This is a genomic window from Prosthecobacter sp. (assembly GCF_044236155.1).
Classification (GTDB): domain Bacteria; phylum Verrucomicrobiota; class Verrucomicrobiia; order Verrucomicrobiales; family Verrucomicrobiaceae; genus Prosthecobacter.
The window spans coordinates 18282-41292 of record NZ_JBIIHA010000039.1; the positions used below are offsets into that span (position 1 = coordinate 18282).

The 23011-nt window shown below is 60.6% G+C and carries 16 protein-coding genes; 11 read left to right on the forward strand and 5 right to left on the reverse strand.

Going from position 1 to position 23011, the window contains the following annotated elements; all coding sequences use genetic code 11:
• Window positions 1-2: 2 nt before the first annotated feature.
• Window positions 3-3014, reverse strand: coding sequence for a hypothetical protein (locus tag ACILSE_RS21635; protein WP_395719527.1), 3012 nt, complete (start codon window positions 3012-3014; stop codon window positions 3-5).
• A gap of 82 nt (window positions 3015-3096) precedes the next feature.
• Here ACILSE_RS21635 and ACILSE_RS21640 point away from each other — a divergent pair, with 82 nt between their 5' ends.
• The 4 genes from ACILSE_RS21640 (at window position 3097) to ACILSE_RS21655 (ending at window position 7526) form a co-directional block, all read left to right on the forward strand.
• Window positions 3097-4614 carry an arylsulfatase gene (locus ACILSE_RS21640; protein ID WP_395719528.1) on the forward strand — a complete coding sequence of 506 codons (1518 nt, stop codon included), beginning with the start codon at window positions 3097-3099 and terminating at the stop codon, window positions 4612-4614.
• Between the two features lie 819 nt (window positions 4615-5433).
• Complete coding sequence (locus tag ACILSE_RS21645) at window positions 5434-5955, forward strand: hypothetical protein (protein ID WP_395719529.1); 522 nt, start codon at window positions 5434-5436, stop codon at window positions 5953-5955.
• 157 nt (window positions 5956-6112) lie between these two features.
• Window positions 6113-6802, forward strand: coding sequence for a hypothetical protein (locus tag ACILSE_RS21650; protein WP_395719530.1), 690 nt, complete (start codon window positions 6113-6115; stop codon window positions 6800-6802).
• A gap of 214 nt (window positions 6803-7016) precedes the next feature.
• Window positions 7017-7526 (forward strand): hypothetical protein, encoded by a 510-nt coding sequence (locus ACILSE_RS21655; RefSeq protein WP_395719531.1) that lies wholly within the window; start codon window positions 7017-7019, stop codon window positions 7524-7526.
• Between the two features lie 588 nt (window positions 7527-8114).
• Here ACILSE_RS21655 and xylA read toward each other — a convergent pair.
• Both xylA and ACILSE_RS21665 read right to left on the reverse strand, forming a co-directional pair.
• Window positions 8115-9425, reverse strand: coding sequence for a xylose isomerase (gene xylA, locus ACILSE_RS21660; protein ID WP_395719532.1), 1311 nt, complete (start codon window positions 9423-9425; stop codon window positions 8115-8117).
• A gap of 195 nt (window positions 9426-9620) precedes the next feature.
• Window positions 9621-10895, reverse strand: coding sequence for an MFS transporter (locus ACILSE_RS21665; RefSeq protein WP_395719533.1), 1275 nt, complete (start codon window positions 10893-10895; stop codon window positions 9621-9623).
• Window positions 10896-11093: 198 nt separating this feature from the next.
• Here ACILSE_RS21665 and ACILSE_RS21670 point away from each other — a divergent pair, with 198 nt between their 5' ends.
• The 4 genes from ACILSE_RS21670 (at window position 11094) to ACILSE_RS21685 (ending at window position 15007) form a co-directional block, all read left to right on the forward strand.
• The gene (locus ACILSE_RS21670) at window positions 11094-12263 is read left to right on the forward strand and encodes a hypothetical protein (protein ID WP_395719534.1); all 1170 of its coding nucleotides are present in this window, start codon (window positions 11094-11096) and stop codon (window positions 12261-12263) included.
• A gap of 12 nt (window positions 12264-12275) precedes the next feature.
• A complete protein-coding gene (locus ACILSE_RS21675) occupies window positions 12276-13010 on the forward strand; it encodes a putative 4-mercaptohistidine N1-methyltransferase (RefSeq protein ID WP_395719535.1) in 735 nt (244 codons plus the stop codon).
• Window positions 13011-13139: 129 nt separating this feature from the next.
• A complete protein-coding gene (locus ACILSE_RS21680) occupies window positions 13140-14324 on the forward strand; it encodes an FG-GAP repeat domain-containing protein (RefSeq protein ID WP_395719536.1) in 1185 nt (394 codons plus the stop codon).
• Between the two features lie 74 nt (window positions 14325-14398).
• Window positions 14399-15007, forward strand: a complete 609-nt coding sequence (locus tag ACILSE_RS21685; protein ID WP_395719537.1) for a L,D-transpeptidase — start codon at window positions 14399-14401, stop codon at window positions 15005-15007.
• Here the strand turns inward: ACILSE_RS21685 and ACILSE_RS21690 are convergent.
• A complete protein-coding gene (locus tag ACILSE_RS21690; protein WP_395719538.1) occupies window positions 14997-16193 on the reverse strand; it encodes a glycosyltransferase family 4 protein in 1197 nt (398 codons plus the stop codon). The two genes, ACILSE_RS21685 and ACILSE_RS21690, sit on opposite strands and share 11 nt — an antisense overlap.
• 104 nt (window positions 16194-16297) lie before the next feature.
• On the opposite strand from ACILSE_RS21690, the gene ACILSE_RS21695 reads away from it, so the two are divergent.
• Window positions 16298-17635, forward strand: coding sequence for a hypothetical protein (locus tag ACILSE_RS21695; RefSeq protein ID WP_395719539.1), 1338 nt, complete (start codon window positions 16298-16300; stop codon window positions 17633-17635).
• Here ACILSE_RS21695 and ACILSE_RS21700 read toward each other — a convergent pair.
• Window positions 17616-18317 (reverse strand): hypothetical protein, encoded by a 702-nt coding sequence (locus ACILSE_RS21700; protein ID WP_395719540.1) that lies wholly within the window; start codon window positions 18315-18317, stop codon window positions 17616-17618. The two genes, ACILSE_RS21695 and ACILSE_RS21700, sit on opposite strands and share 20 nt — an antisense overlap.
• A gap of 213 nt (window positions 18318-18530) precedes the next feature.
• On the opposite strand from ACILSE_RS21700, the gene carB reads away from it, so the two are divergent.
• Together carB and ACILSE_RS21710 are read left to right on the forward strand one after the other, a co-directional pair.
• Window positions 18531-21869, forward strand: coding sequence for a carbamoyl-phosphate synthase large subunit (gene carB / locus ACILSE_RS21705; RefSeq protein ID WP_395719541.1), 3339 nt, complete (start codon window positions 18531-18533; stop codon window positions 21867-21869).
• 63 nt (window positions 21870-21932) lie between these two features.
• Window positions 21933-22943, forward strand: coding sequence for a hypothetical protein (locus ACILSE_RS21710; protein ID WP_395719542.1), 1011 nt, complete (start codon window positions 21933-21935; stop codon window positions 22941-22943).
• Window positions 22944-23011 lie beyond the last annotated feature (68 nt).

Below are 23011 nucleotides of genomic sequence, written 5' to 3' on the forward strand. Positions count from 1 at the left end.
CGTCATTCTTCATTGCTGTCGGCAGTCTGACGGGGCTCGTCCTTCCAGCGGTGGTCATACACGTTGACGTCGATCTTCCGCGCCCCGAGCGGACCCGTGAAGCGCAGATGTCCGCGTCCCTCGCGTCCGTAAAAGCGTGCTTTGCCATCAATGCTCTCATACTCGAAGTCGCGCAACGTTTCCAGCCCGATGCGGGTGATTTGATCCGCGATGTCTCCCTTCATCACCGGCGGCAGCTTCGCAATCATGTCGTTGAGCGCCTGGATGCTGAACTTTCCGTGCGAGCGGTTTTTGAATTCGGCGTCCGCCTGGTAGAGCTCGTTCATGTTCCCTGTGGCGATGACTTTTGTCTCCGCCGCGCCCTCCAGAAGCAGATAGTTCGGGAACAGCGCCCGCGTCACCGGCCCCAGGTTCACACCCGATCCGGCCACCCAGCCGTCCCAGGTGAAAACATCATCGAGGTAGATGTCGAAGGCCCCGTTCACATAACCGCCGTAGGCCTCCCCGCCGAAGGTGCCGTAAATGCCGCGCACGTCGTAAGTCACGCTCAAGTGGCCTTTTTCGAGATGCAGCTCCTTCCAGCGCAGTTGCTCCACGGTGAACGTCTCCGTCAGGTTGTTGTTCCGGTCCTTCATCGGCAAATTGAAGCGCACCTGCCCCTTCATGCCGCGAAACTCCAGCTTGTGCTCCGGCAGCGTGTAATCATCCGTGGGAATGTCGAACACCGCGTCGAGCTGTCCGCTTTCCAGCTTCGAGGTGAAGCTGAACGGGAACGGCTTGCTGAATCCGCGCAGCGGCACGCCCTTCGGCGCCAGCAGCAGGCGGCCGTCGCTCACCGCCAGCGTGTCCACCCGCCAGCCCGGAGCGGCGGGCTTCGGCGGCACGGGCGGACCAAAACGAGGATCCGGCGGCGGCGGCTCGCCCTTCATGATCTTGCGGTAGTTCTCCACATACCAGAAGAGATCCTCGCCGACGTAAAGCAGCGGGGAGACGACCTCCACGCGGTCGATCCGGCGGTGCAGCAGGCCGTCGAGCGTGTAGTTCACATGGATCACGTCCATCTCCGCCACCGTGCGCAGCGGCTCATGCGGTGAGGGCACGCGCAGACGGGTCAGCACGATGCGCTGCGGCTCCACGTTCTCCGCCAGGCCGTCGAGATCGAGCGGCGTCTCCTTTGCGCTGAAGGTCACATCAAAACGCACCGGCGGCAGACCGGGCGCGATGCTCATCAGCGTCACGCCGAGCTTTTCCACATCGATCCGGCCCGCCTTCCAGCGTGCAGCGGCGGCGTCGGCCTTCTTTTCCACCACCGCCGCGTCTCCGCTGAAAAGCGTCATCAACGCGTCGCCCACCTCGATCTGGCCGCCGGCCAGCTTGAGGCTTTCCAAACGTCTCTTCTGCCACATCTCCGGCAGCGACACCACCGCCTCCACATCTTCCAGGCTCAGCACGGGCAGGTTGGCGCGCTTCGGCACATGCACATGCGCGTTTGTGACGTGCAAAAGTTGTTTCGTCCCCTCCGTGCTCACGCTGAAGCTCGTCGTGCTCTCGATGCGCTCCGCCAGAGTCATCGCCACGTCCACCAGGCCGTCTTTCACAGCAAGCTGGCCGAAACGCAGGCGCTGCCACGCGGCGGGTTCCGCGCCGGGTTGCGACGGTTGCACCGGTTCCTTCGCCACCTGGTCAAACCACGGGCCGTTCTCCGGTTTCAGCTCCAGATGCGGTGTGTCGAGCGCCAGCGACTCCACCTGCCACTGCTCGCGCAGCTTGTCCGGCGTCACTTCCAAAACAGCGCTCTTCATCGTGGCGAAAGGAGCCAGCCGCACCGCCGGTTCGGCCCCGATCCAGCGCAAGGACAAGTCCGCGATCTCCAGCCGCTGCTTCGCCGCCGAACGCACGCCCTCCGGCGAAAGCTCCAGCGACTCCAGCCTCGTGCTCCAGCCGAATTCGCCCGCCACCGGGCAAAGCTTCGTCTTCGCCAGCATCACCCGCCCGTTCTTCACCTCCAGCGCGTCCACCAGCACCTGCCACGCTGCCTTGGAGGACGATTTCTCCTTCGGCAGCAGCAACTCCTCCAGCTCGCGCGTCCACCCGATCACCGGCGATGACAGCAGCCCGCCGCGCACATGCCACCGTCCTTCGGAATCCTGCGACATCTTCAAATCCAGCGCGTCCGCCCTCACCACGCCCACGTCCGTCATGGTTTGCAGGCGCAGGTTTTTCAACCGCACCTCATGCGTGCCGCCGGCCTGCAATCCCGTGCCGGAGACAATCATGCCGCCGCCCGTCCACTCGATCTCCACTCCGCCGCTCAAGGGCAGGTGCAGACCGTGAAACCACGCGAGATCGACCTGCCCGCCGCTGAGCACCACTTTCTGAATCTCCGTTTGATCATCCCGCGCCGCCGCCTCGACACGCAGCTTTTTCAAAACCGGTTTCTCCTGATAAATCACATCCGCCACCTCGAAGCCCGCCGTCTCAACCGCACCTGCGGTCGTCGCGCCTTTCACCTGGCCGGTCACTTTCGCGTTCAGCACCGGCTTTTGCGTCTCGTCGTGCAAGACCACCTGGGTGGCGCCCAGATCGAACGCCTCCAGCCGCCAGGGACGCGAAACCGCAGGCGCGGCGCTTTGCGGCGATGAACCGCGCTGCAACAACGTCAGCGGCAGATCGAGCGTGCCGCCGGAAATTTTCACGCCGCCGAGATTCCGCTCCCACAACCGCCGCGGACCGCACCGCCACTCGATGTGCTCCACCTCCGCGAGCCGTTTCGCCGTCGGTCCGTGCGTGGCGCTCACCTCCCGCGCATGCAGCGCGCCGTTTTCCCAGTCCAGCGCCGTCAATTGCACGCGCACCTCGCCGCCCAGACGCAGCAGCAGCGTGTTCACCAGCAGCACGCGCTCCTTCCAGGCCCAAAATCCCAGCGCCGCCGCGATCACCAGGCCGATCAGGCCCAGACGCCACGTCCAGCGCCACCAGCGGCGCAGTTTCGAGGCTTTCGGGGCGGGATTCACGCCTTCATCCTATCATGAAGATGCCGCCGCGCACCTTCGCTGTAATCTACCCTGTCATTTCACCGTTCAACGCGCACCAGCCATGATCCGCCTTCTCCTCCTCAGCCTTCTTTGCGCCGTCAGCGTTCACGCCGGAATCGCCGGCAAACGTCCGAACATCATCTTCCTGCTCACCGACGACCAGGGCTACGGCGACCTCTCCTCCCATGGCAATCCCATCCTCAAAACGCCCAATCTGGACCGCCTCAATGCCGAGGGCGTCCACTTTGAGGACTTCTGCGTCAGCCCCACCTGCGCGCCCACACGCTCCGCGCTGCTCACCGGCCGCCACGAATTCAAAAATGGTATCACCCACACCATCCTCGAACGCGAACGCCTCACGCCGAAAGCCACCACGCTCGCGCAGGTGCTCAAAACGGCGGGCTACACCACCGGCATCTTCGGCAAATGGCATCTCGGCGACGAACCCGACCGCTGGCCCAGCGCTCGCGGCTTCGATGAAATGTTCATCCACGGCGCCGGCGGCATCGGGCAGACCTATCCCGGCAGTTGCGGCGACGCGCCCGGCAACAAGTACTTCGACCCCGCCATCCTGCACAACGGCACGTTCGAGAAGACGAAAGGCTACTGCACCGACGTGTTCTTCGCGCAGGCCAAGAAGTGGATCGAAAGCGTGAAGGGCAAGCAGCCCTTCTATTGCCACATCGCCACCAATGCGCCGCACGGCCCCTACATCGCCCGCCCCGAGGACAAGGCGCTGTATGACGGCAAGGTCGAGGGCGATGACGCCGCGAGCTTCTTCGGCATGCTGCACAACATCGACCAAAACCTCGGCCTGCTGCTCGGCAAATTGAAGGAGTGGGGCATCGAGAACGACACGCTCGTCATCTTCATCAACGACAACGGCGGCACCGCCGGGGTGAAGACCTACAATGCCGGACTCCACGCCGCCAAAGGCTCCCCCTGGATGGGCGGCATCAAGGCCAGCAGCCTCTGGCGCTGGCCCGGCACGCTCAAGCCCGCTCCGGTCAACAAACTCTGCGCCCACATCGACTTCTTCCCCACGCTCGCCGAACTCGCCGGTGCGAAACTCACGGACGACGTGAAAACTCAAGTCGAAGGCCGCAGCCTCGTCCCGCTGCTGGAAAATCCAAACGCAGAGTGGGCCGACCGCCAGCTCTTCACCCACGTCGGCCGCTGGCCGAAGGACGCCGATCCGCAGAAGTACCAGTTCACCAACTGCAGCGTCCGCACCAGCCGCTGGCACCTCGTCAGCGAAGCGCGTGGCGGCAATCCGAATGCCAAAGCCAGGGCCAAAAACAAAGCCAAGGCCGCCGCCGGGCCGAAACAAACCCCGGCCATCGTCAACGCCGGTCCTGAGGCCGTCGCCCAGCCCAAGTGGCAGCTCTTCGATCTCCAAACCGATCCCGGCGAACTCACCGACCTCGCCGCTGCGAACCCCGACGTCGTCAAACAACTCACCGCTGCCTACGACATCTGGTGGGACAGCGTCCAGCCCCTCCTCATCAACGAAGACGCTCCCCTAGCCGCGGAGAACCCGTTCAAAACGCTGTACAAAAAGCAGTTTGGGGAAAAGTAAGCCGCCATCAGTCTCACGCGTCAGGGGCACCACTCCGGTGCTATTGAACAGTGGATTTGTACTCCTAGGTGCGTGCAAACCGACATTTTTGTTACCCAGCAACGACATAGGAGTGTCAATCGACACCCATGGACGCTCCAGTCCGTACTATTCAAACAAATCCGTGGATATAAATCTGCTGACAAACCTCACGATCTGTGAATGATATTTGCCCAAATCAACACGCCTATCGTGACGCCATCAGAACAGCAATCCATGACATTCCGCTGCCGACCTTCACCGAAGGTCATGCTCATATGCGGCCTTTTTTTCGGTGCTTGCGCCGCCGTGATTGGCCAAAAGGCATCCACGAACACGAAGGGACTGATACTGAATGGGATCATTGAGTTTAGTCCCTCAGGTGCCTCGACCTTCTATTGGGTTCTTACAGCATTATCTATTCTTTTCGTCTTGGTGGCTGGGTGGATGATTGTCACCACATTGGTTCATGGAGTGCCAGACGTTGTCTTGACCAACGAGGCCATTTCATTTCCGGTCGGATTCCCAATCAAGCGACCATTTAGATTGCCCTACGTTGAGATCACCGGTTTGAGCCAGAGCGAGGTGAGCGGACAGCGAATCCTCACGCTTCACACAGCCGCGAAGAAGCATCACATAGCACTAAACTGGCTTGGATCGAAGGACGCAGAGGTTGCTTTAACTCGTGAGTTGGCTCAGCAACTTTCCAGAGATAGCGCAGGTTCAGAGACATGACCTCGCCGACCACAGGCCAACCAAGAAATACTTTCAACCGTGAGCCCACCAACGGGACTAAACACCATGAAAGCCAACACCATTCGTGTCGCCGTCTTTTTGCTGCTGAGTTCCTTTGCCTCATCGAAGGACGTTACCATCGACGGCGGCTCAGTCGTTTTTAGCATTCCAGTAGAATTCTCCGATCTCTCGCAAGAAGAAATCAACGCAAAGTATCCCTCAGTTAACGCGCCCAAGCAGGTAGTTGGCACAGAAGGCAGATCGACGACTATCGCCTATCAACTCGCAGAGCAATCTGTCAAACTATCTGACCTGCCCGATGTACAGGAGGCGTTCACGAAGGTATTCGACCGCATAATTCCAGGGATCGAGTGGAAACAGAATGCTCTCGTAGATTTGGCTGGCCAGAAGTGGCTTCTCATGGAGATGACCTCACGAGCGATAGACCAAGATATTCACAATATTGTTCTGATTACTTCGCACAAGGGCAAGATGCTCATGTTCAATTTTAACTCCACGAAGAATGAATTTCCAAAGATGGAGTCTATTCTCCGAGACAGCATCAAAACAATCACTCTGAAACCATGAAAGCGCTTTAACTCCAAGGGCGAACAATGGCGCTGCTGGACAACGGTAGGGCGCGTATTGTCGTATCAAAGTCCATCGCAGTTTGAATATCACCCACTCCTTTCATGCTCTGCGCCACCCCTCCCGTGCCAGAGCTTAATCGTTAGCCCAAGAATCCATGTTCAAGCGCCTCCTCGCCATCTTCTCAACGACTGCGGCTGCTGCGGCGCCCCTATCCGCACCTGCGCCGAAGGTGACTCCTCATGCTGAGTTGATCTACCCGTATGTTGTGCCGAAAGAGTATCTTCAGCACGGCCCGACACAGCCGGACGGAATCACCAGAACACTCGGGCATGATCTCTCCATCGTGTTAGTTCATGATCTTGATGGCTTAGTTCAGAATGTTTTGCCAGACGATCTGAAAAAACTCGGGCTGACGCCCGAGCAAGCCCAGAAGCAGGCAGACTCCAATCTGGCTGCACTGATCAAAGAACAGAAGGTGCATAGCAGCCTGTTCGCCAGCGGCCCGCAAGGAAAACCCTTTGCGCTGTTTGGAGGTCACTGGGCGGCAGCCGCGAGTTCCACTTGGACCGGTCTTTACGCAGCACTCTCAAAGGCGCTTGGGTCTGAGAAGCTCATCGTTTCGATTCCGCATCGTGAGGCCATGCTTGTTTTTCCTGACGGTGGCCCTGCTTACCTCGAGGCGATGAAAGCCATAATACGGGAGAAGGAAGCAGATGGTGCCAAGCTGCTCACCTGGAATTTGTTTGATCTAACCAAAGACGGCCTTAAACCACGCAAAAATGAGGTTTCGCACCACTGGTTATCCTACGATTCATCTACGGGACAACTCAATGGATCAGATTAGCAGCCCGTAACCCTGAAGGTGGCCCACCTGCGCTACCGCCAACTCGGCAGGGTATCGTGGTTTGCAATGTCCGCGTTTGGCATCACTGAGTTTGGGTCGTTAAAGGTCAGATGCCTGGCAGATAGCACATGCCAATCTCCTGAGACTGAGACATTCGGCCCGAAACGAAAAACCTTCCGTTTGACGCCATTCGATTAACGGATCACCTTTTTCCATGACGGTTTCTGATTTATCCCCGGATGCTCTGGCGCGGCTGGAGGCCAAGTTGGTCGCGGACCTGGAGATGGTGCGCAAGGTGCGGGCGCTGCTGGAGGAGCATCGGCCGCTGCTGACAGCCAGGCCGGTAGCGGTGAATGTGAGCGCGGCTGCCATGTCAGCGTCCGGGGCACCGATTCAGGCGCTGGCTCCGGCGGAGAAGCGGAAGTCGCGTGACGAGATCCTCCTGGAGTGCCTGGTGCAAATGCCAGAGGGCGGTTTTGCCCCGCAGGACTTCAAGCGGGCGGTGTACAAGGTCACGCGGAACTTCCCCGAGACCAGCACGGTGAAGACCTTCCTCAATCGCATGATCCGAAAGGGAAAGGTCGTCATCGCCGAAGCGCGGACGGGCCGGAACGGCAGTCTCTACCGCTGCACCCTTCCCCACCCCGCTCAGGTGGAAGCGCCGCCCGCCAGCGCCGATTCCACGCCCGTTTCCGCCGAATCCCAGCCTGTTGGAGCGACATGAGGGTCCATTCCTGGCCATTTTCCTGCCGATTTGCGCCTTTCTTCGGCGGAAAACACCGTTCTTTCGGCGGAAGAAGCCGTTTCATCACCTCAGTAAGCCAATTTTCCTGCCGAAGAACGGGTCTTTTCACCGGAATCATCTGTTTTGTCGCCGGATGAATCCATTCTTTCGCCGGTTTTCACCGTTCTTCGGCTGAAACAATCGATTCTTCCGCCGAATCAATGGGTTTGACCGCTGGTTAAACGGCCAATTCAGGCGGATGAACGGATCATTCCGGCGCATTAACGGAGTTTTCCGCCCGGAAAACGGCCAGGCGACGTCGCTAAGTCGTCACTCCCGCGTCAGCGTCTTGGAGTGCTCCAGCCCTCTGGAGCTTTCCGCAAGCTTGGGGATGCTCGAAAGCGGTGGAGGGCCGCCGCTACTCCAGGACGCTGACGCGAGCCTTCACCTGCTTCGTCGTTACGGCTTAGCCGGGTGCCATTCTTGTCCGTCTCCCAATAAACGAGGCGGTCGTTGCCGACCGCCTCGCGTGTGGATTTGAATTCAACCCAAGCAGCCGGGTTTCCCCGTTGTCGGGTGCGCTGTGGCTCAGAGGTACTCGTTCACCAGGTTTTCCAGCATCTCCTGACGACCGCTGCCGAGAAGAGGCTCGCCGTTGGCGAGGACGTGGGCTTCAAGTTCGGCGAAACCGACTTCGCCTTTCTCGATCTTCGCGCCGATGCCGGTGTCGTAGGTGGCGTAGCGCTGCTTGATGAAGCTGTTGATACGACCGTCTTCGATCATCGCGTGAGCGACCTTGAGGCCGCGGGCGAAGGCGTCCATGCCGCCGATGTGGGCGTGGAAGAGATCGACGGGCTCGAAGGATTCACGACGGCACTTGGCGTCGAAGTTGAGGCCGCCAGTGGTGAGGCCGCCCATGCGCAGGACTTCGAGCATGATCTCGGTGGTGAGATAGATGTTCGTCGGGAACTGGTCGGTGTCCCAGCCGATGAGGGTGTCGCCAGTGTTCGCATCGACGGAGCCGAGCGCGTTCGCGGCGATGGCGACCTGCATCTCATGCCGCATGCTGTGGCCGGCGAGGGTGGCGTGGTTGGTCTCAAGGTTGAGCTTGAAGTGGTCGAGCAGGTTGTGCTCGCGCAGGAAGTTCAAGCAGGCGGCGGCGTCGGAGTCGTACTGGTGCGTGGAGGGTTCACGCGGCTTCGGCTCGATGTAGAACTGGCCTTTGAAGCCGATCTTCTTCTTGTAATCGACGGCCATGTGCAGCAGGCGGGCGAGGTGGTCGAGCTCGCGCTTCATGTTGGTGTTCCAAAGCGTGGCGTAGCCTTCACGACCACCCCAGAAGGTGTAGCCTTCACCGCCGAGGCGATGCGTAACGTCCATGGCCTTCTTCACCTGCGCGGCGGCATACGCGAAGACGCCGGCGTTCGGGCTGGTGGCCGCGCCCTGGCAGTAACGTGAGTGGGCGAAGAGGCAGGCAGTGCCCCAGAGGAGCTTTTTGCCAGTCTGCTTCTGCGCTTTTTCGAGCTCGTCGGCGACGGCGTCGAAGGCCTTGTTGCTTTCGGCGAGCGTGGGCAGCTCAGGAGCGACATCGCGGTCGTGCCAGCAGTAGTAATCGACGCCGAGCTTGTCCATGAACTCGAAGCAGGCCCACACGCGGCGCTGGGCGTTCGCGACGGAGTCGCTGCCGTCGTCCCACGGGCGCTGCGCGGTGCCGCCGCCAAAGGGATCGGAGAGCGAGTTGCGCATGGCGTGCCAGTAGGCGACGCCGAAGCGCAGGTGATCGCGCATTTTTTTGCCGCCCACGATTTCGTCGGCGTTGTAGTGCTTGAAGGCGAGCGGGTTGCGGCTCTTCGGTCCTTCGAACTGGATTTTCTGAATGTCTGGGAAGGCTTCGTTCATGGTAGGGCGTGCAAGGAAGACGGAAGACGTGGAAGTGCAAATGCTTCGTCAAAGCACCGCGGACAGGTTTTGGGCCGAAAAGGACGGCGGCTGCTCGGAATGACGAAACCAGAATGGCGAATGATGAATCAAGCCCGAATGGCTGGATGAATCGCTTCGGACCTTCGAGCTTCGTCATTCATCATTCTGGTTTCGTCATTGCAACGCCTTGCGACTCGTCTCCTCCGCGAGCCACACCGAGATGAGCGTGATCACCGCCATCACGATCAGATAAACCGCCACCGGCCACGGTCTGCCTCCCGTTTGATCCAGCAGCGCGGTGGCGATGAGCGGTGCGAGACCGCCGGCGAGCGGCGAGGCGAGTTGGTAACCGAGCGACGCGCCGCTGTAGCGCACGCGGGTGCCGAACAACTCGGAAAAGAACGCCGCCTGCGGGCCATACATCGCCGCGTGGCCGATCAGCCCGATCACCACCGCCAGCACGACGAGCACGGTTTGGCGCGATTCGACCATCCAAAAGAACGGAAACGCGAACAGCATCAGGAAGAATGCCCCGCCAAGATAGACCGGACGCCTGCCAAAACGATCCGAGAGCGCGCCGAACCAGGGAATGACGATCAATTGGACCGCGGAGCCGATGAGCACCGCGTTCAGCAATGTGGACTTCGACATGCCAAGCTGCTGCGAGCCGTAGCTGAGCACGAGGACGGTGAAGATGTAAAAGAACGCGTTCTCCGCAAAGCGCGCGCCCATGGCGAGCAGCACATTGCGCGGATGATCTCGCAGCACGGCGAGGATTGGCACCTTCGGGCCTGCGTCCTCGGCTTTGGCCTGCGTGAAGACGGGACTCTCGATGATCTTCAGGCGGATGAACATGCCGACTCCCAGCAGCATGACGCCGAGCAGGAAGGGAACGCGCCAGCCCCAGGAGAGGAACGCCTGCTCATTCATCGACGAGGCAAGCATGAAGACCGCGTTTGCCAGCAGCAGCCCCACCGGCACACCGGCCTGCACCCAGCTCGCATAAAAGCCACGTCGGCCCTGAGCGCCATGCTCGACGGCCATCAGCACCGCGCCGCCCCATTCACCGCCGACACCGAAACCCTGGATGAAACGCAGCAGCACGAGCAGGATCGGAGCCCAGACACCGATCTGCGAATACGTCGGCAACAGGCCGATCAACACCGTCGCCACACCCATGAGCATGAGCGTGGTCACCAGCATGGACTTGCGGCCGATCTTGTCGCCGAAATGGCCGAACACGATGCCGCCGACCGGTCGTGCGAAGAATCCGACCGCGTAAGTCGCGAAGGCCGCCATCGTTCCTGCCAGCGGATCGAAGTTCGGGAAGAACAGTTTGTTAAACACAAGCGCCGAGGCCGTGCCGTAGAGGAAAAAGTCATACCACTCGATCGTGGTGCCGATGAAGCTGGCGATGACCACGCGGCGGATGTCGTTGGGCTGGGACATGAGCTTCATACTCCGGTTCGCGCCGTCGCATTTCCAGAAGTAATCCTGAGAGAGGATGCTTCCGCGGCTTTTCGCCTTCTTGATGCAACGGACACGTCACATGCATGAGCTGTGTTAACTCACGCGGAAAATGAATCCGTGAAAGTATCCAGGCCGTATTTGCCAGACATCCCCTCAATGCCTATGATCGCCGCCCCAATGCCAACCATTCAGTCCTCGGCCAAAGGCCGCCAGTTTCCCAAGTTCGATCTCTCGCGCCTTCTCGGCACGGTGTTCAAACCGACCTTCGGCCGCAAGATCTGCATCTTGATCGACCTGCCGGACCTCGCGGAGGCGAAGGACTATGCCTTCCTGAAAAATCCAGCGCGTGCGATCCAGAAGCGGGCGCACGATTATTTCTACCAGGGCCTCAAAAATGGTGTCGCCGAGGAGCTCGTGCTCGAAGGCGGTGAAATGTATGCCTACACGCAGACCACGGGCAGCAATCTCGATCTGCCCGACCTCTGCGTCGATATGAGCGGCAAGGAACTCAGTCTCGAAAAGGACATCTATCCGAATTACGACATCATCCTGTGCATCTCCACCTTCAGCGCCACCGCGCCGCTGACGGCCTTTGCGAAGCAATACGGCTTCCGCGGCGCCACGCTGCACGGTGTGAACGAGGTCATCCTGAACTCCGGCCTCGCGGTCGATTATGAGGATGTGAGCCGCGACGCGGAAAAGCTGCGCCTCGCCATGACACGCGCGGACTGGGTGGAGATCGACTTCACGGTCGAAAACGGCCCCGACATGAGCGTGCGCCTCGAATTGAACCGCCAGGAGGCGCAGAAGAGCCACGGCCTCTGCCAGGGCGACACGCCGGACATCGCGAATCTGCCTGCGGGTGAAGTGTACTTCGTGCCTACCGGCGCGGAAGGCACCTTCCCGCTCAAATACGAGGACGGCACGCTCGGCAAACTCACCGTCACTGGCGGACGAATCATCAAGGCGGAGCTTATCGCAGGCAAACAAAGCACGATTGACGAGCACAACGCCAAGCTCGCCGACGATCCGATGACCGGCGTGCTCGGCGAGCTCGGTTTTGGCACGCAGGTGCTGCCGGTGTCCGGCGCGGACATCCAAGATGAAAAAGTGCTCGGCACCTGCCACCTCGCCACCGGTCGCGACGACCATCTCGGCGGCCACATCACGCCGCAGAAGTTCAAGCGTCATCAAAACGCCACGCACGACGACATCCTCTTCGCGCCGCACAAGACGCCGAACTTCGACATCAAGCAGACCCGCATGTGCCGCGATGGCAAGGTCACCGTCCTCAACGAGCACTTCCAGCCGTCGAAATACTTGCTGGATGCGCTGGCGGCTGAATAAGAGGCCTGCCTGATGAACATCTACGAAACCCGGCGTCTTCTCGACGAATACCTCCTTTTTCACTACGGCACGCCTTACGAAGTGCTGCCTTGGGAAAACGGGCCGCGTGAGGCGCTGGGGTTTCCGGTGCGCACGGTGATGGAGTTGATCGATCTGCCGCGCACACCTTGCGAAGCCGTGGCGCTGGATCTCGGTTGCGCGGTGGGTCGCTCGAGCTTTGAGCTGGCGAATTTCGGTGTGAGCGTGCTGGGCATTGATTACTCGCAGAGTTTTGTCGATGCAGCAGCGGCGCTGGCACGAGATGGCAGCATGAATTACGAGCGCGTGGATGAAGGCAGCGCGAAAACAGCGCTGGTGGCACGCGTGCCGGAGAATCTGCAGCGGGATCGAGTGCTCTTCGAGCAAGGCGACGCGATGAATCTGCGCGGCGACCTTGGCGAATTCGACATCGTGCACGCGGCGAACTTGCTCTGCAGATTGACCGATCCGCTGAAGCTGATCGAGCGTCTGCCAAGCCTCGTGCGTCCTGGCGGGCAGCTTTTGCTGACGACGCCATGCACCTGGCTGGAAGAATTCACGCCACGCGGCCATTGGCCGCAGGGTTCAACACGGGAATGGCTCACGTCGCTGTTGGAGCCGCATTTTGACCTCTCGAAGACCTGCGACATGCCCTTCCTGATCCGCGAGCATGCGCGGAAGTATCAATGGAGCGTGGCGCTGGGGATGCGGTGGCGGCGGAAGGTGTAGGAGTTAGAGGTTAGGAGTTAAGTGTTAAGAGTCATGTGACTGGCCTGGCACTTTCTCCGATCTCCCTGAACGCATAACCGATTTGAGAGCTTGCTTCGCAGAGGCAGCTTCGCCTAGGCTCCCCGCCGCATGAAAATCACGCTGATTTCCCTTCTTCTGGCCGCCGCCGTCGCGCAGGCGCAGACACCGAATTTTAAAGAGCAGACCATCGATGGCGAGGTCGGCATTGGCTATGGCTTGGCCGTTGCGGATGTGAACGGTGACAAACAGACGGACATCCTGCTGGCCGACAGCAACGTGATCGTCTGGTATGAGAATCCGACGTGGAAGAAGCATGTCATCGCGGAAAAGCTGACGGAGAAGGATCATGTATGCATCGCGGCGCGTGACATCGACGGTGATGGCAAGTGCGAGATCGCCGTGGGCGCGGAATGGAATCCTGGCGACACAGTGGGCAGCGGCGCGGTGTTTTATCTGATCCCGCCGGCGGATCGCACGCAGAAGTGGGAGCCGGTGAAGCTGGCCCATGAGCCGACGACACACCGCATGAAGTGGGTGCGCAATCGCGCCGGCCGTTACGACTTGGTCGTCGTGCCGCTACACGGACGCGGCAATGACAAGAACGCCGAGGGCGCCGGTGTGCGCGTGCTGGCCTACCACATGCCGGAGGATCCGCGCAAGGAATGGAACACGTCGCTGGTGCAGGGCACGATGCACAAGACGCACAACCTCGACATCATCCCCGCGCCGGGCACCGAGGCAGAGAGCCTCCTGCTCTGCGGCCGCGAGGGCGTGGTGCGGCTGGATCAAACCGACAACGGCTGGAAGGAGCAGTGGATCGCCCGGCATCCGAAGGACAATCCCGAACTGCAAGGCGCGGGCGAGGTGCGCTACGGCGCGTTTGCGGGCGGTCAGCCGTATGTGGTGACGATCGAACCGATGCACGGCGAGAATCTGGTTCTTTACACGCCTCCGCCGGACGGTCCGAAGAATGGAACATGGCAGCGTCGTGTGCTCACGAGCGAGCTGGTGGATGGCCATGCCATCGCCACGCATGATCTGCTCGGCCTGAACAACCGCCAGATCGTCGTCGGCTGGCGTGCGCAGCAAAAGATCGGCAAAGTGGCGGTGAAACTGTTCTGGACGACGAAGGAGGATGGCAACGGCTGGCAGAACTCGTTCATCGACGATGGCGGCATGGCCTGCGAGGACGCGGTTTGCGCGGACCTTGATAATGATCGTGACTTAGAAGTCATCGGAGCGGGCCGTCGCAGCAAGAATGTTAAGATTTACTGGAATCAACGAAACCAGTGAAAATAAAGGTCCTGCACCGGTTCTAGCTGATGGGTTGCACGGGCGCGGAAGATGCTCCTAAAATCGCACTCGCCATGAAAACCAGTCGCTTCTCCCTCGCTGTTTTAAGTGCGTTGCTGCTCTGCCAGTGCGAGCTGCCGCGGTTGCCGCTCTGGGCTTCACGTTCCGAGGTAGTGCGCCGTCCGCTGCTGGTAATGCCTCCTTTTGCCTCGCAGTCGCCCATGTATGTCTGGCATGGCGGGGGCACGCAGGGACCGCTCAGCGTGAACATCGACCTCAGCGAGCAGAAGGCCTACCTCTTCAAAAACGGCCAGAATGTCGGGTGGACCTATGTGGCGACGGGACGCAGCGGCTTTGCCACGCCGACCGGCACGTTCCGCATCATGGAAAAGATCGTGGACAAGCGCTCGAACCGCTACGGCATGGTGTTCGATCGTCATGGCAACGTGGTGAATAGCAATGCGACCGCGGGTGTGTCCCGAATTCCTCCCGGGGGCCGGTTTGTCGGCGCGCAGATGCCCTACTGGATGCGCATCACCGGCTATGGCGTTGGCTTACACGCGGGGCCGATCCCGAATCCCGGCTCACCGGCTTCCCATGGCTGCATCCGCCTGCCGCGTGACATGGCGCAGACGATCTACCAGCATGCGCCCGTCGGCGCGCGGGTGACGATCATGCATTGAGAGCGGAGCCGAGGATTTCCTCGAAGCGTTGAAGCCACGCCTGCGTGCTTGCCTCCCGCAGAAGCCATTGACGTCCCGCGCGGCCCATGACGAGGCGGGCGGTGGCGGGAGTGGCCTCCATTTCGAGCACATCACGAACAAGGCCGGGCACATCGCCGGGTTCATGCTGCAGACCGGTGACGCCATGCTGCACGATCTCGATCAATCCACCGGATTTTGCCGCGAGCACCGGCTTGGAGTAATCATACGCCTCGTAAACCACAAGCCCGAGCGGCTCCCACCATGTCGAGGGCACGATCATCGCCCGGCAGCGACGTATTGCCTCGCGTTTTGTCTCCCCGCCGATGTGGCCGAGGAACCCGATGTAGGGATTCGTGCGCACGCGTTGTTGCACCGCGTGATCCAGCGGCCCCTCGCCCGCGATGTGCAGCAGCGGCGTGCGGTCGCCGAGCTGCGCGCGCAGGGCGTCCCAGGTGTCCAGCAGCGTGTGGATGCCCTTCGTTTCGACGAGCCGGCCGAGGAAGAGATAATACCCCGCGTCCTCGACCGCGGGAGCCTGCGGCAGCGCGTTCCAGGCATGCCGCAGCGTGTGGACGCGCGAGGCCGGAAGAGCGCCTGAGGAGACGATTTTCTCACGCATGAAGTCGGAGACGGCGATCCAGGCTTTCACGCTTTGAAGCCACCCGCTCTGGCGCAGCAGCAGCAGCATCAGGGCGAATAGCGCGCTCTTCACCACGGAGTCCTGCCACGTCCCGCCGCGGATCTCCTTCCAGTGGCTGCCGTAAAGCGCGTCCGGCGTCAGTTTTCCACCGACGTGCAACGCCCCGCCCACGGAAAACGGGCGCCAGTTGTGCAAAAACTGGATCACCGGCAGCTTTCGCTTCAAAGCGGCGTGGTAAAGCGCGGCCGAGCCCACCGGATGGATGTTGTGAAACACCGCAGCTTGAGCACCGCTGGAGTCGAGCGCGGACTCAAAACGCGTGCGTGCCTCGCGGTTGTAAAACAGCCGCGCCGCCTGCCGCCATTTGGGCGGCGCGTTCTCCCCGGTCCACTCCGCGCTCTCAAACCGGCACCACGTCACGGCGTGCCGCGTGGAGAGGTCGTCGTGGATCTTGTCCACGATGAGTTCCTCGCCACCGCGGTAGAGATAGCGGTTGAAGACATGCAGCAGGACTGAAGAGGACATGATCAAAAATGAGCGGCGGCAGTTCAGCGGTCCGCTCGCCTGATTCTGGCATGAAACACACAGCCGTCTTGCCTATTTTTTCCCTTCATGATATGCACACGCGCATGAAGCCGACCCACCACGTTCTTCTCGCGCTCATGCTCCTGCTTTTTCCGTGCGTTTCCGCCGGGCAGACCGGCTTGCGCCCATGGAAGGATGTGCAGGGCCGCATCATCCAGGCCTCCTTTGTCAGCGCCGCCGCGGACAGCGTCACGCTGCGCATGGCGGACGGCAGCGAGCACAAAATCCCGCTCGCACGCTTCAGCGCCGAGGACCAGGCCTTTGTGAAAAGCCTGGCGAAGACGCCCGCGACCCCCGCCCCGCCTGCGACAGCCCAGGGAACTGCTCCGGCAGATTCAGCCGCCTCCTTGAACCGGCTCCCCGTCGAAAAGCGAGTCTGGCCGGACAACGTGCTTGTCTCCTCGCGGGCCGTCGAAATCCAGCCTGTCGAGGAATCCGCGCCCGCAAGGCGCTTTGTGTATCGCTCGGAGGCATTCGAGTTCACCTCCCAGGCCAAGCTTGCGGGCAGTGTGATGAAGGAAGTGGCCCGCACCTTCGAGGCCACGCGCGCGCTCGTCACCACCCTGCCCTGGGGGGTCGTCTGCCGCCCGCCGGAAGGCTTGGAGCGTTATCAGGCCGCTTTGTATGAGACACGGGGCGACTACATCGCCGCCGGCGGCCCGGAGAATTCAGGCGGCGTTTACTCCAGCGGAGACAAGATCTTCAAGGTGCCCTTCCCCAGCATCGGCCTGGAGATGCGCGGCAAGACTTACTTCAAGAACGACAGCTACGACGGCGGCACGCTCATCCACGAGATCACGCATCAGATGATGCACGATTACCTGCCCTTCCTCCCCAAGTGGGTCATCGAAGGCGCCGCCGAGTACACCGAGATGCTGCCCTACAATGCCGGGAAGTTTCGCACCGACGCCCACAAGACAGGCATTCGTGACCACGCCCAGGAAATGCAAAAGCGGGGCTACGCGCTCGACATCGGCAACCTCGAGACGCACATGACCATGAACCGCTCCACCTGGGACGGCATCGCTGACACCAACAACCGCGCCATGGGCGAGCTCTACTTCCGCTCCGTGCTCGTTCTTTACTTCTTTTGCCATCTCGACGGCCCGGAGGGCAAAAAAGGGCACCGCTTCCTCCGCTTCATGGATGCCGTGCATGGCGAGACCGAGGCTCTGCGCGCCTTCTTCGCCGATCCACGTGTGAAGCGCTTCCCGGACGGCCGTTTTCAATACCCCACCAACTTCCCGCCGCCGGACATGAAACCTGAGACCGCCCCCTTCAAGCACATCGACCTCCTGCTCGACAGCCGCGGTTACTCGCAGATTGCGCAGGAACTCGTCGCCGCCTACAAGGACATCGGCCTCAAGGTTTCCGCGAATTGAATGCCGCCACCTGCGCGTCCACCCGCGCCTCGTCCAGGCCGCCGTCCACCAGCATCGCGTCAAAGCGGCTGAAATCCCGCGTCAGCACGCAGACTGCGTAGGCGCGTGATTCCACCGTCGGTGAACGCAGCGCGTCCTGATACAGCGCCTGCACGCAGTCCGCCGTCTGGTCCATCAGCAGCGCCGCATAGGCATCCTTCACACCCCACGGCAGATTTGCGCGCCACTCAGCCGCGATCTCGCGCACGAGCTCATCATTCAAAACATCCCGCAGACCTTCGATCTCCTCGAAATCCTGCGCCGCGATGGCCCGGCGGATTTTTTCCAGCGCACCGGCGGGCGGCTGTTTGTTAGGAAGCCTCGCTGGGGGCGGAGAAACCGCGATGGTGGCCGGTTTGCGTACCAAAATCTCCTCCGGTGTGAAAATCCGCCCGCTCAGCCGCTCCTCCGCCGCCACCTGGCGCAGCCAGTCGCAACCACAGGCACGCAGATGCTCCTCCATGCGGTATTCCGTGGCCTGTTGCAGTGTGTAGCCCGAGCCGGTCGATTGCGGGCCGCTGCGCTCCCCCATGGAGATCGGCGTGGCCGGATGATCCAGGTGCAGGTGCACGTCCAGTTCCGTGTTTTTAGCATGATCCTGCGGCAGATGGCCGAATCCGAGCGCGATGGTCGTGGCAGGCATGTTTTTTCGAGGAATGCCCCGATTTTTCCGGCGGATCACCACCAAATCAACCCCCGCATTTGACGCCCCCCGCAGACCGTGCAAGATGCCGCGCTTTCCGGCCCCGCATTCAGGTGATTCACACCGAAACGGCCCCCGAAAGCGCCCAAATCATACGCTTTCTCCCCGACATTCGTCATTCCTCATTCTGGTTTCGTCATTTCCCCCTCCCCCATGCCCAAAGACACCTCCATCAAACGCATTCTCGTCATCGGTTCCGGCCCCATCGTCATCGGCCAGGGCTGTGAGTTCGACTACTCCGGCGTCCAGGCCTGCAAGGCCCTGCGCGAGGAAGGCTATGAGGTGGTGCTCATCAACTCCAATCCGGCCACGATCATGACCGATCCGGAGTTCGCCTTCCGCACTTACATCGAGCCGATCACGCCGGAGATGGTGGAGAAGATCATCATCAAGGAAAAGCCGGATGTGCTCCTGCCCACGCTCGGCGGCCAGACGGCGCTGAATACCGCGATGTCGCTGCATCGGGCGGGCACGCTGGAAAAACATGGCGTGCGCATGATCGGCGCGAAGCCGGAGGCCATCGAGAAGGGCGAGGACCGTCTGCTTTTCAAAAACGCCATGCTCAAGATCGGGCTCGACCTGCCGCAGTCTGGCGTGGCGCACACGATGGACGAGGCGCGCAAGATCGCCGACGAGATCGGCACGTTGCCGCTCATCATCCGCCCGGCCTACACGCTCGGCGGCACCGGCGGCGGCATCGCCTACAACCGCGAGGAGTTTGAGAGCATCACCGCACGCGGCCTGGACCTCTCGCCGGTGAGCGAGGTGCTCATCGAGGAGTCGTTGCTGGGCTGGAAGGAGTTCGAAATGGAGGTCATCCGCGACAAGGCGGACAACTGCGTCATCATCTGCTCCATCGAAAACCTCGACCCCATGGGCGTGCACACCGGCGACTCGATCACCGTCGCGCCGATCCAGACGCTCACGGATCGCGAGTATCAAATCATGCGCGACTTCAGCTTCGCGTGCATCCGCGAGATTGGCGTGGAGACCGGCGGATCGAACATCCAGTTCGCCGTGCATCCGGACACGGGCCGCATGATCGTCATCGAGATGAATCCGCGCGTCAGCCGCAGCTCCGCGCTCGCGTCGAAGGCCACCGGCTTCCCGATTGCGAAGATCGCCGCAAAGCTCGCCGTCGGCTACACGCTCGACGAGCTGAAAAACGACATCACGCGCCACACGCCCGCCGCCTTTGAGCCGACCATCGACTACGTCGTGACGAAGGTGCCGCGCTTCACCTTTGAGAAGTTCCCGGGTGCCAACGAGGTGCTCACCACGCAGATGAAATCCGTCGGCGAGGTCATGGCCATCGGCCGCACCTTCAAAGAGAGCCTTCAAAAAGCCCTGCGCGGCCTGGAGATCAAGCGCTTCGGCCTCATCGGCGACGGCGCGGACAAGCAGCTCGAAGACGAGGAACTCGAAACCAAGCTCAGCGTGCCGAACGCCGAGCGCATCTTCTGGCTCGGCGCCGCCTTCGCGAAGGGTTGGGACGTGGAGAAGGTCTTCGCCCTGACGAAGATCGACCGGTGGTTCTTGAGGCAGATTGAGGAGATTGTGAAGGAACAGCGAATGCTTAGTCTCGGGAAGCAAACGACATTGGATGACGCCCATGACCTTTTGAATGGATCTGGCAGAACTGTTGTTGATGCTGGTTCGAGCCTGCAAGCTGCATTCAAGCGTTGGAAGAAGCTTGGCTTTTCTGATAGGCAGATCGCCACGGCAACTGGCAAAGCCGAAAGCTGGGTGCGTGACATTCGAAAGAAATCACATGTTCTCCCCACCTACCGCCTCGTGGACACCTGCGCGGCGGAGTTCGAGGCTTACACGCCTTACTACTACAGCACCTACGGCATCGAGGACGAGGTGCGCGATGGCGACAAGAAAAAGGTCATCATCCTCGGCGGCGGCCCGAACCGCATCGGCCAGGGCATCGAATTCGACTACTGCTGCGTCCATGCCAGCTTCGCCCTGCGCGAGCTCGGCTTTGAGACCATCATGGTCAATTCCAACCCCGAGACCGTCTCCACCGACTACGACACCTCCGACAAGCTCTACTTTGAGCCCCTCACGCTCGAAGACGTGCTCAACATCTACGACCGCGAAAACCGCAACGACCAGGTGCTCGGCGTCATCGTGCAGTTCGGTGGCCAGACGCCTCTCAATCTCGCCAAAGGCCTCGAAGAAAACGGCGTCCGCATCATCGGCACCTCGCCGAAGAGCATCGAACTCGCCGAAGACCGCAAACTCTTCGCCAAGCTGCTCGACGATCTCGGTTTGAACCAGGCCCCCAGCGGCATCGCCACCAGCCTGGAGGAAGCCTTGGCCGTCACCGCCAAGATCGGCTACCCCAGCCTCGTGCGCCCCAGCTTCGTGCTCGGCGGTCGCGCCATGCAGATCGTCTATAACGACAACGAACTCGCGCACTACATGCGCACGAACCTCGAGCTGGAAGGCGCCAGCCAGGCCGGAGCCTCGCTCATCGCGAACAAGCCCACGCTCTCCGCTGACAAGCCGCTGCTCATCGACCGCTTCCTCGAAGACGCCACCGAGGTCGATGTGGACTGCATCACCGACGGCGAGACCACCGTCATCGGTGCCATCATGGAGCACATCGAGGAGGCCGGCATCCACTCGGGCGACAGCGCCTGCGTCATCCCGCCCTTCAGCCTCACGCCCGCCATGCAGGACCGCATCCGCGACGCCGCCAAAAAGCTCGCGAAAGCCCTCAACGTCCGCGGTTTGATGAACATGCAGCTCGCCGTCAAAGGCGATGACCTCTACGTCATCGAGGTCAACCCGCGTGCCAGCCGCACCGCGCCCTTCGTCAGCAAGGCCATCGGCGTCCCGCTGCCGAAGCTCGCCGCCAAGATCATGGCCGGCAAAACGCTCAAAGAACTCGGCTTCACCCAGGAAGTCATCCCCACGCACTACAGCGTCAAAGAGGCCGTCTTCCCCTTCAGCAAGTTCCCCGGCGTGGACATCATCCTCGGCCCCGAAATGAAGAGCACCGGCGAGGTCATGGGCATCGACCCCGACCTCGGCCTCGCCTTCGCGAAGAGCCAGATGGCCGCCGGCGGCACCCTGCCAACGAAGGGCAACGTCTTCATCAGCGTGAAGGAAGCCGACAAGCAAAACGTCGCCCGCATCGCCAAAGGCTACGCCGACCTCGGCTTCACCCTCTACGCCACCCCCGGCACCGGCCAGGTCATCAGCGACGCCGGCATCCCGGTCAACATCCTCCCCAAACTCGCCAGCGGCCAGCGCCCCAACGTCATCGACCTGATGAAAAACAAGGACATGGCCCTCGTCATCAACACGCCCTCCGGAAAGAACACCCGTGAGGATGAAGTCAAAATCCGCACCGCCACGATGCAAAACCGCATCCCCATCATGACCACGCTCCGTGGTGCCGATGCCGCGCTCAAGGCGATCAAGTCACTGCAAGGCAGCGAGGTGCAGGTGAGGGCGCTGCAGGAGTATCATTGGTGATGATTGCTGGACGTATAATCTAAGCTGTTCATGAGTCATGTGAGAACTGTTCAATGAACTGACATGACTCTCTCCGATGCCCTTCGCATTCTCGAACTGGCTCAGCCCTATACTGAAGCCCAGCTCAAGACTGCGTATCGTGAGCAGTTGATGGTTTGGCATCCAGATCGGTTTGTTGGTAACGAGAGCTTGCGCCTGAAAGCCCAAGATCGCACCTACCAGATCAACGAAGCATTTGCACTCATCTCACGAGCAGCCCAACCCAACAACCCGCAGCCGACACCGCCACGTCAAGCAGCCCCTCACAGACCCAATCCCCGTCCACCTCAAAGGCCAAACCCATCGCCGCCTCAAAAACCACATCAAGCGCCCAAGAGAAACGCGACTTGCCCAGCGAAACCACCGCCTAACCAGTGGACAACTAGTTCAGTTACCAGTCTTGTAGATCGCATTCCAAGCAAATTTTGGTGGTGGTGCGTCAGCTGCCTTGTTTTCAGCATCGGCATTTTCATCGCGCTTAATCGCGATACAGCAAATACCGCTGATGAAGCTTTGAATCTAGGGCGCAACTATCTCCTTGGGACGAACGCTGAGAAAAATCCAAAGCTCGGTATTTATTGGCTCGAAAAAGCAGCTGATCAGGGATCGTCCGAAGCAATCCGACTTATCGCGCAAGCTCATAGCTTCGGACTAGCAGGAGCCAAGGATGAGATCGCTGCGATGGAAGTTTATCGCAAATACGCTGAGCGCGGTGTTGTTACTGCCCAAGTTGAGCTTGGATGGTGTTACATACGTGGTGACGGCGTGGAAAAAGATGAACTCGAAGGACTGCGATGGTGGAAGCAGGCTGCACTTCGTGGTGATGCAAAGGCCCAAGATTTGGTTGGAACGTGGCTATTTGAAGGGGCCGACGGTATTCCAAAAGATATTACAGGCGCGCTTCACTGGTATGAAAAAGCAGCTTGGAATGGCCTTGTTGATGCACAATTCACACTTGGTGAGATTTATTGCGATGGGGATAAAGGCGTTCCTAGGGCGTGTTTTAAAATTGTACAGATAGAGCAACTGGTGTAGCGAGAAGAATGGAATTACATCCAAGCTATCAGTTGGCGGTGCCCAAGCTGGCCCGTGTTATAAGAGCC

What these genes read in the sequence shown, in the direction of transcription:
- ACILSE_RS21640 (WP_395719528.1), top strand. Translation starts at nt 3,097, where the DNA reads ATGATCCGCCTTCTCCTCCTCAGCCTTCTTTGCGCCGTCAGCGTTCAC.
- ACILSE_RS21645 (WP_395719529.1), top strand. Translation starts at nt 5,434, where the DNA reads ATGAAAGCCAACACCATTCGTGTCGCCGTCTTTTTGCTGCTGAGTTCC.
- ACILSE_RS21650 (WP_395719530.1), top strand. Translation starts at nt 6,113, where the DNA reads ATGTTCAAGCGCCTCCTCGCCATCTTCTCAACGACTGCGGCTGCTGCG.
- ACILSE_RS21655 (WP_395719531.1), top strand. Translation starts at nt 7,017, where the DNA reads ATGACGGTTTCTGATTTATCCCCGGATGCTCTGGCGCGGCTGGAGGCC.
- xylA (WP_395719532.1), bottom strand. Translation starts at nt 9,425, where the DNA reads ATGAACGAAGCCTTCCCAGACATTCAGAAAATCCAGTTCGAAGGACCG.
- ACILSE_RS21665 (WP_395719533.1), bottom strand. Translation starts at nt 10,895, where the DNA reads ATGTCCCAGCCCAACGACATCCGCCGCGTGGTCATCGCCAGCTTCATC.
- ACILSE_RS21670 (WP_395719534.1), top strand. Translation starts at nt 11,094, where the DNA reads ATGCCAACCATTCAGTCCTCGGCCAAAGGCCGCCAGTTTCCCAAGTTC.
- ACILSE_RS21675 (WP_395719535.1), top strand. Translation starts at nt 12,276, where the DNA reads ATGAACATCTACGAAACCCGGCGTCTTCTCGACGAATACCTCCTTTTT.
- ACILSE_RS21680 (WP_395719536.1), top strand. Translation starts at nt 13,140, where the DNA reads ATGAAAATCACGCTGATTTCCCTTCTTCTGGCCGCCGCCGTCGCGCAG.
- ACILSE_RS21685 (WP_395719537.1), top strand. Translation starts at nt 14,399, where the DNA reads ATGAAAACCAGTCGCTTCTCCCTCGCTGTTTTAAGTGCGTTGCTGCTC.
- ACILSE_RS21690 (WP_395719538.1), bottom strand. Translation starts at nt 16,193, where the DNA reads ATGTCCTCTTCAGTCCTGCTGCATGTCTTCAACCGCTATCTCTACCGC.
- ACILSE_RS21695 (WP_395719539.1), top strand. Translation starts at nt 16,298, where the DNA reads ATGAAGCCGACCCACCACGTTCTTCTCGCGCTCATGCTCCTGCTTTTT.
- ACILSE_RS21700 (WP_395719540.1), bottom strand. Translation starts at nt 18,317, where the DNA reads ATGCCTGCCACGACCATCGCGCTCGGATTCGGCCATCTGCCGCAGGAT.
- carB (WP_395719541.1), top strand. Translation starts at nt 18,531, where the DNA reads ATGCCCAAAGACACCTCCATCAAACGCATTCTCGTCATCGGTTCCGGC.
- ACILSE_RS21710 (WP_395719542.1), top strand. Translation starts at nt 21,933, where the DNA reads ATGACTCTCTCCGATGCCCTTCGCATTCTCGAACTGGCTCAGCCCTAT.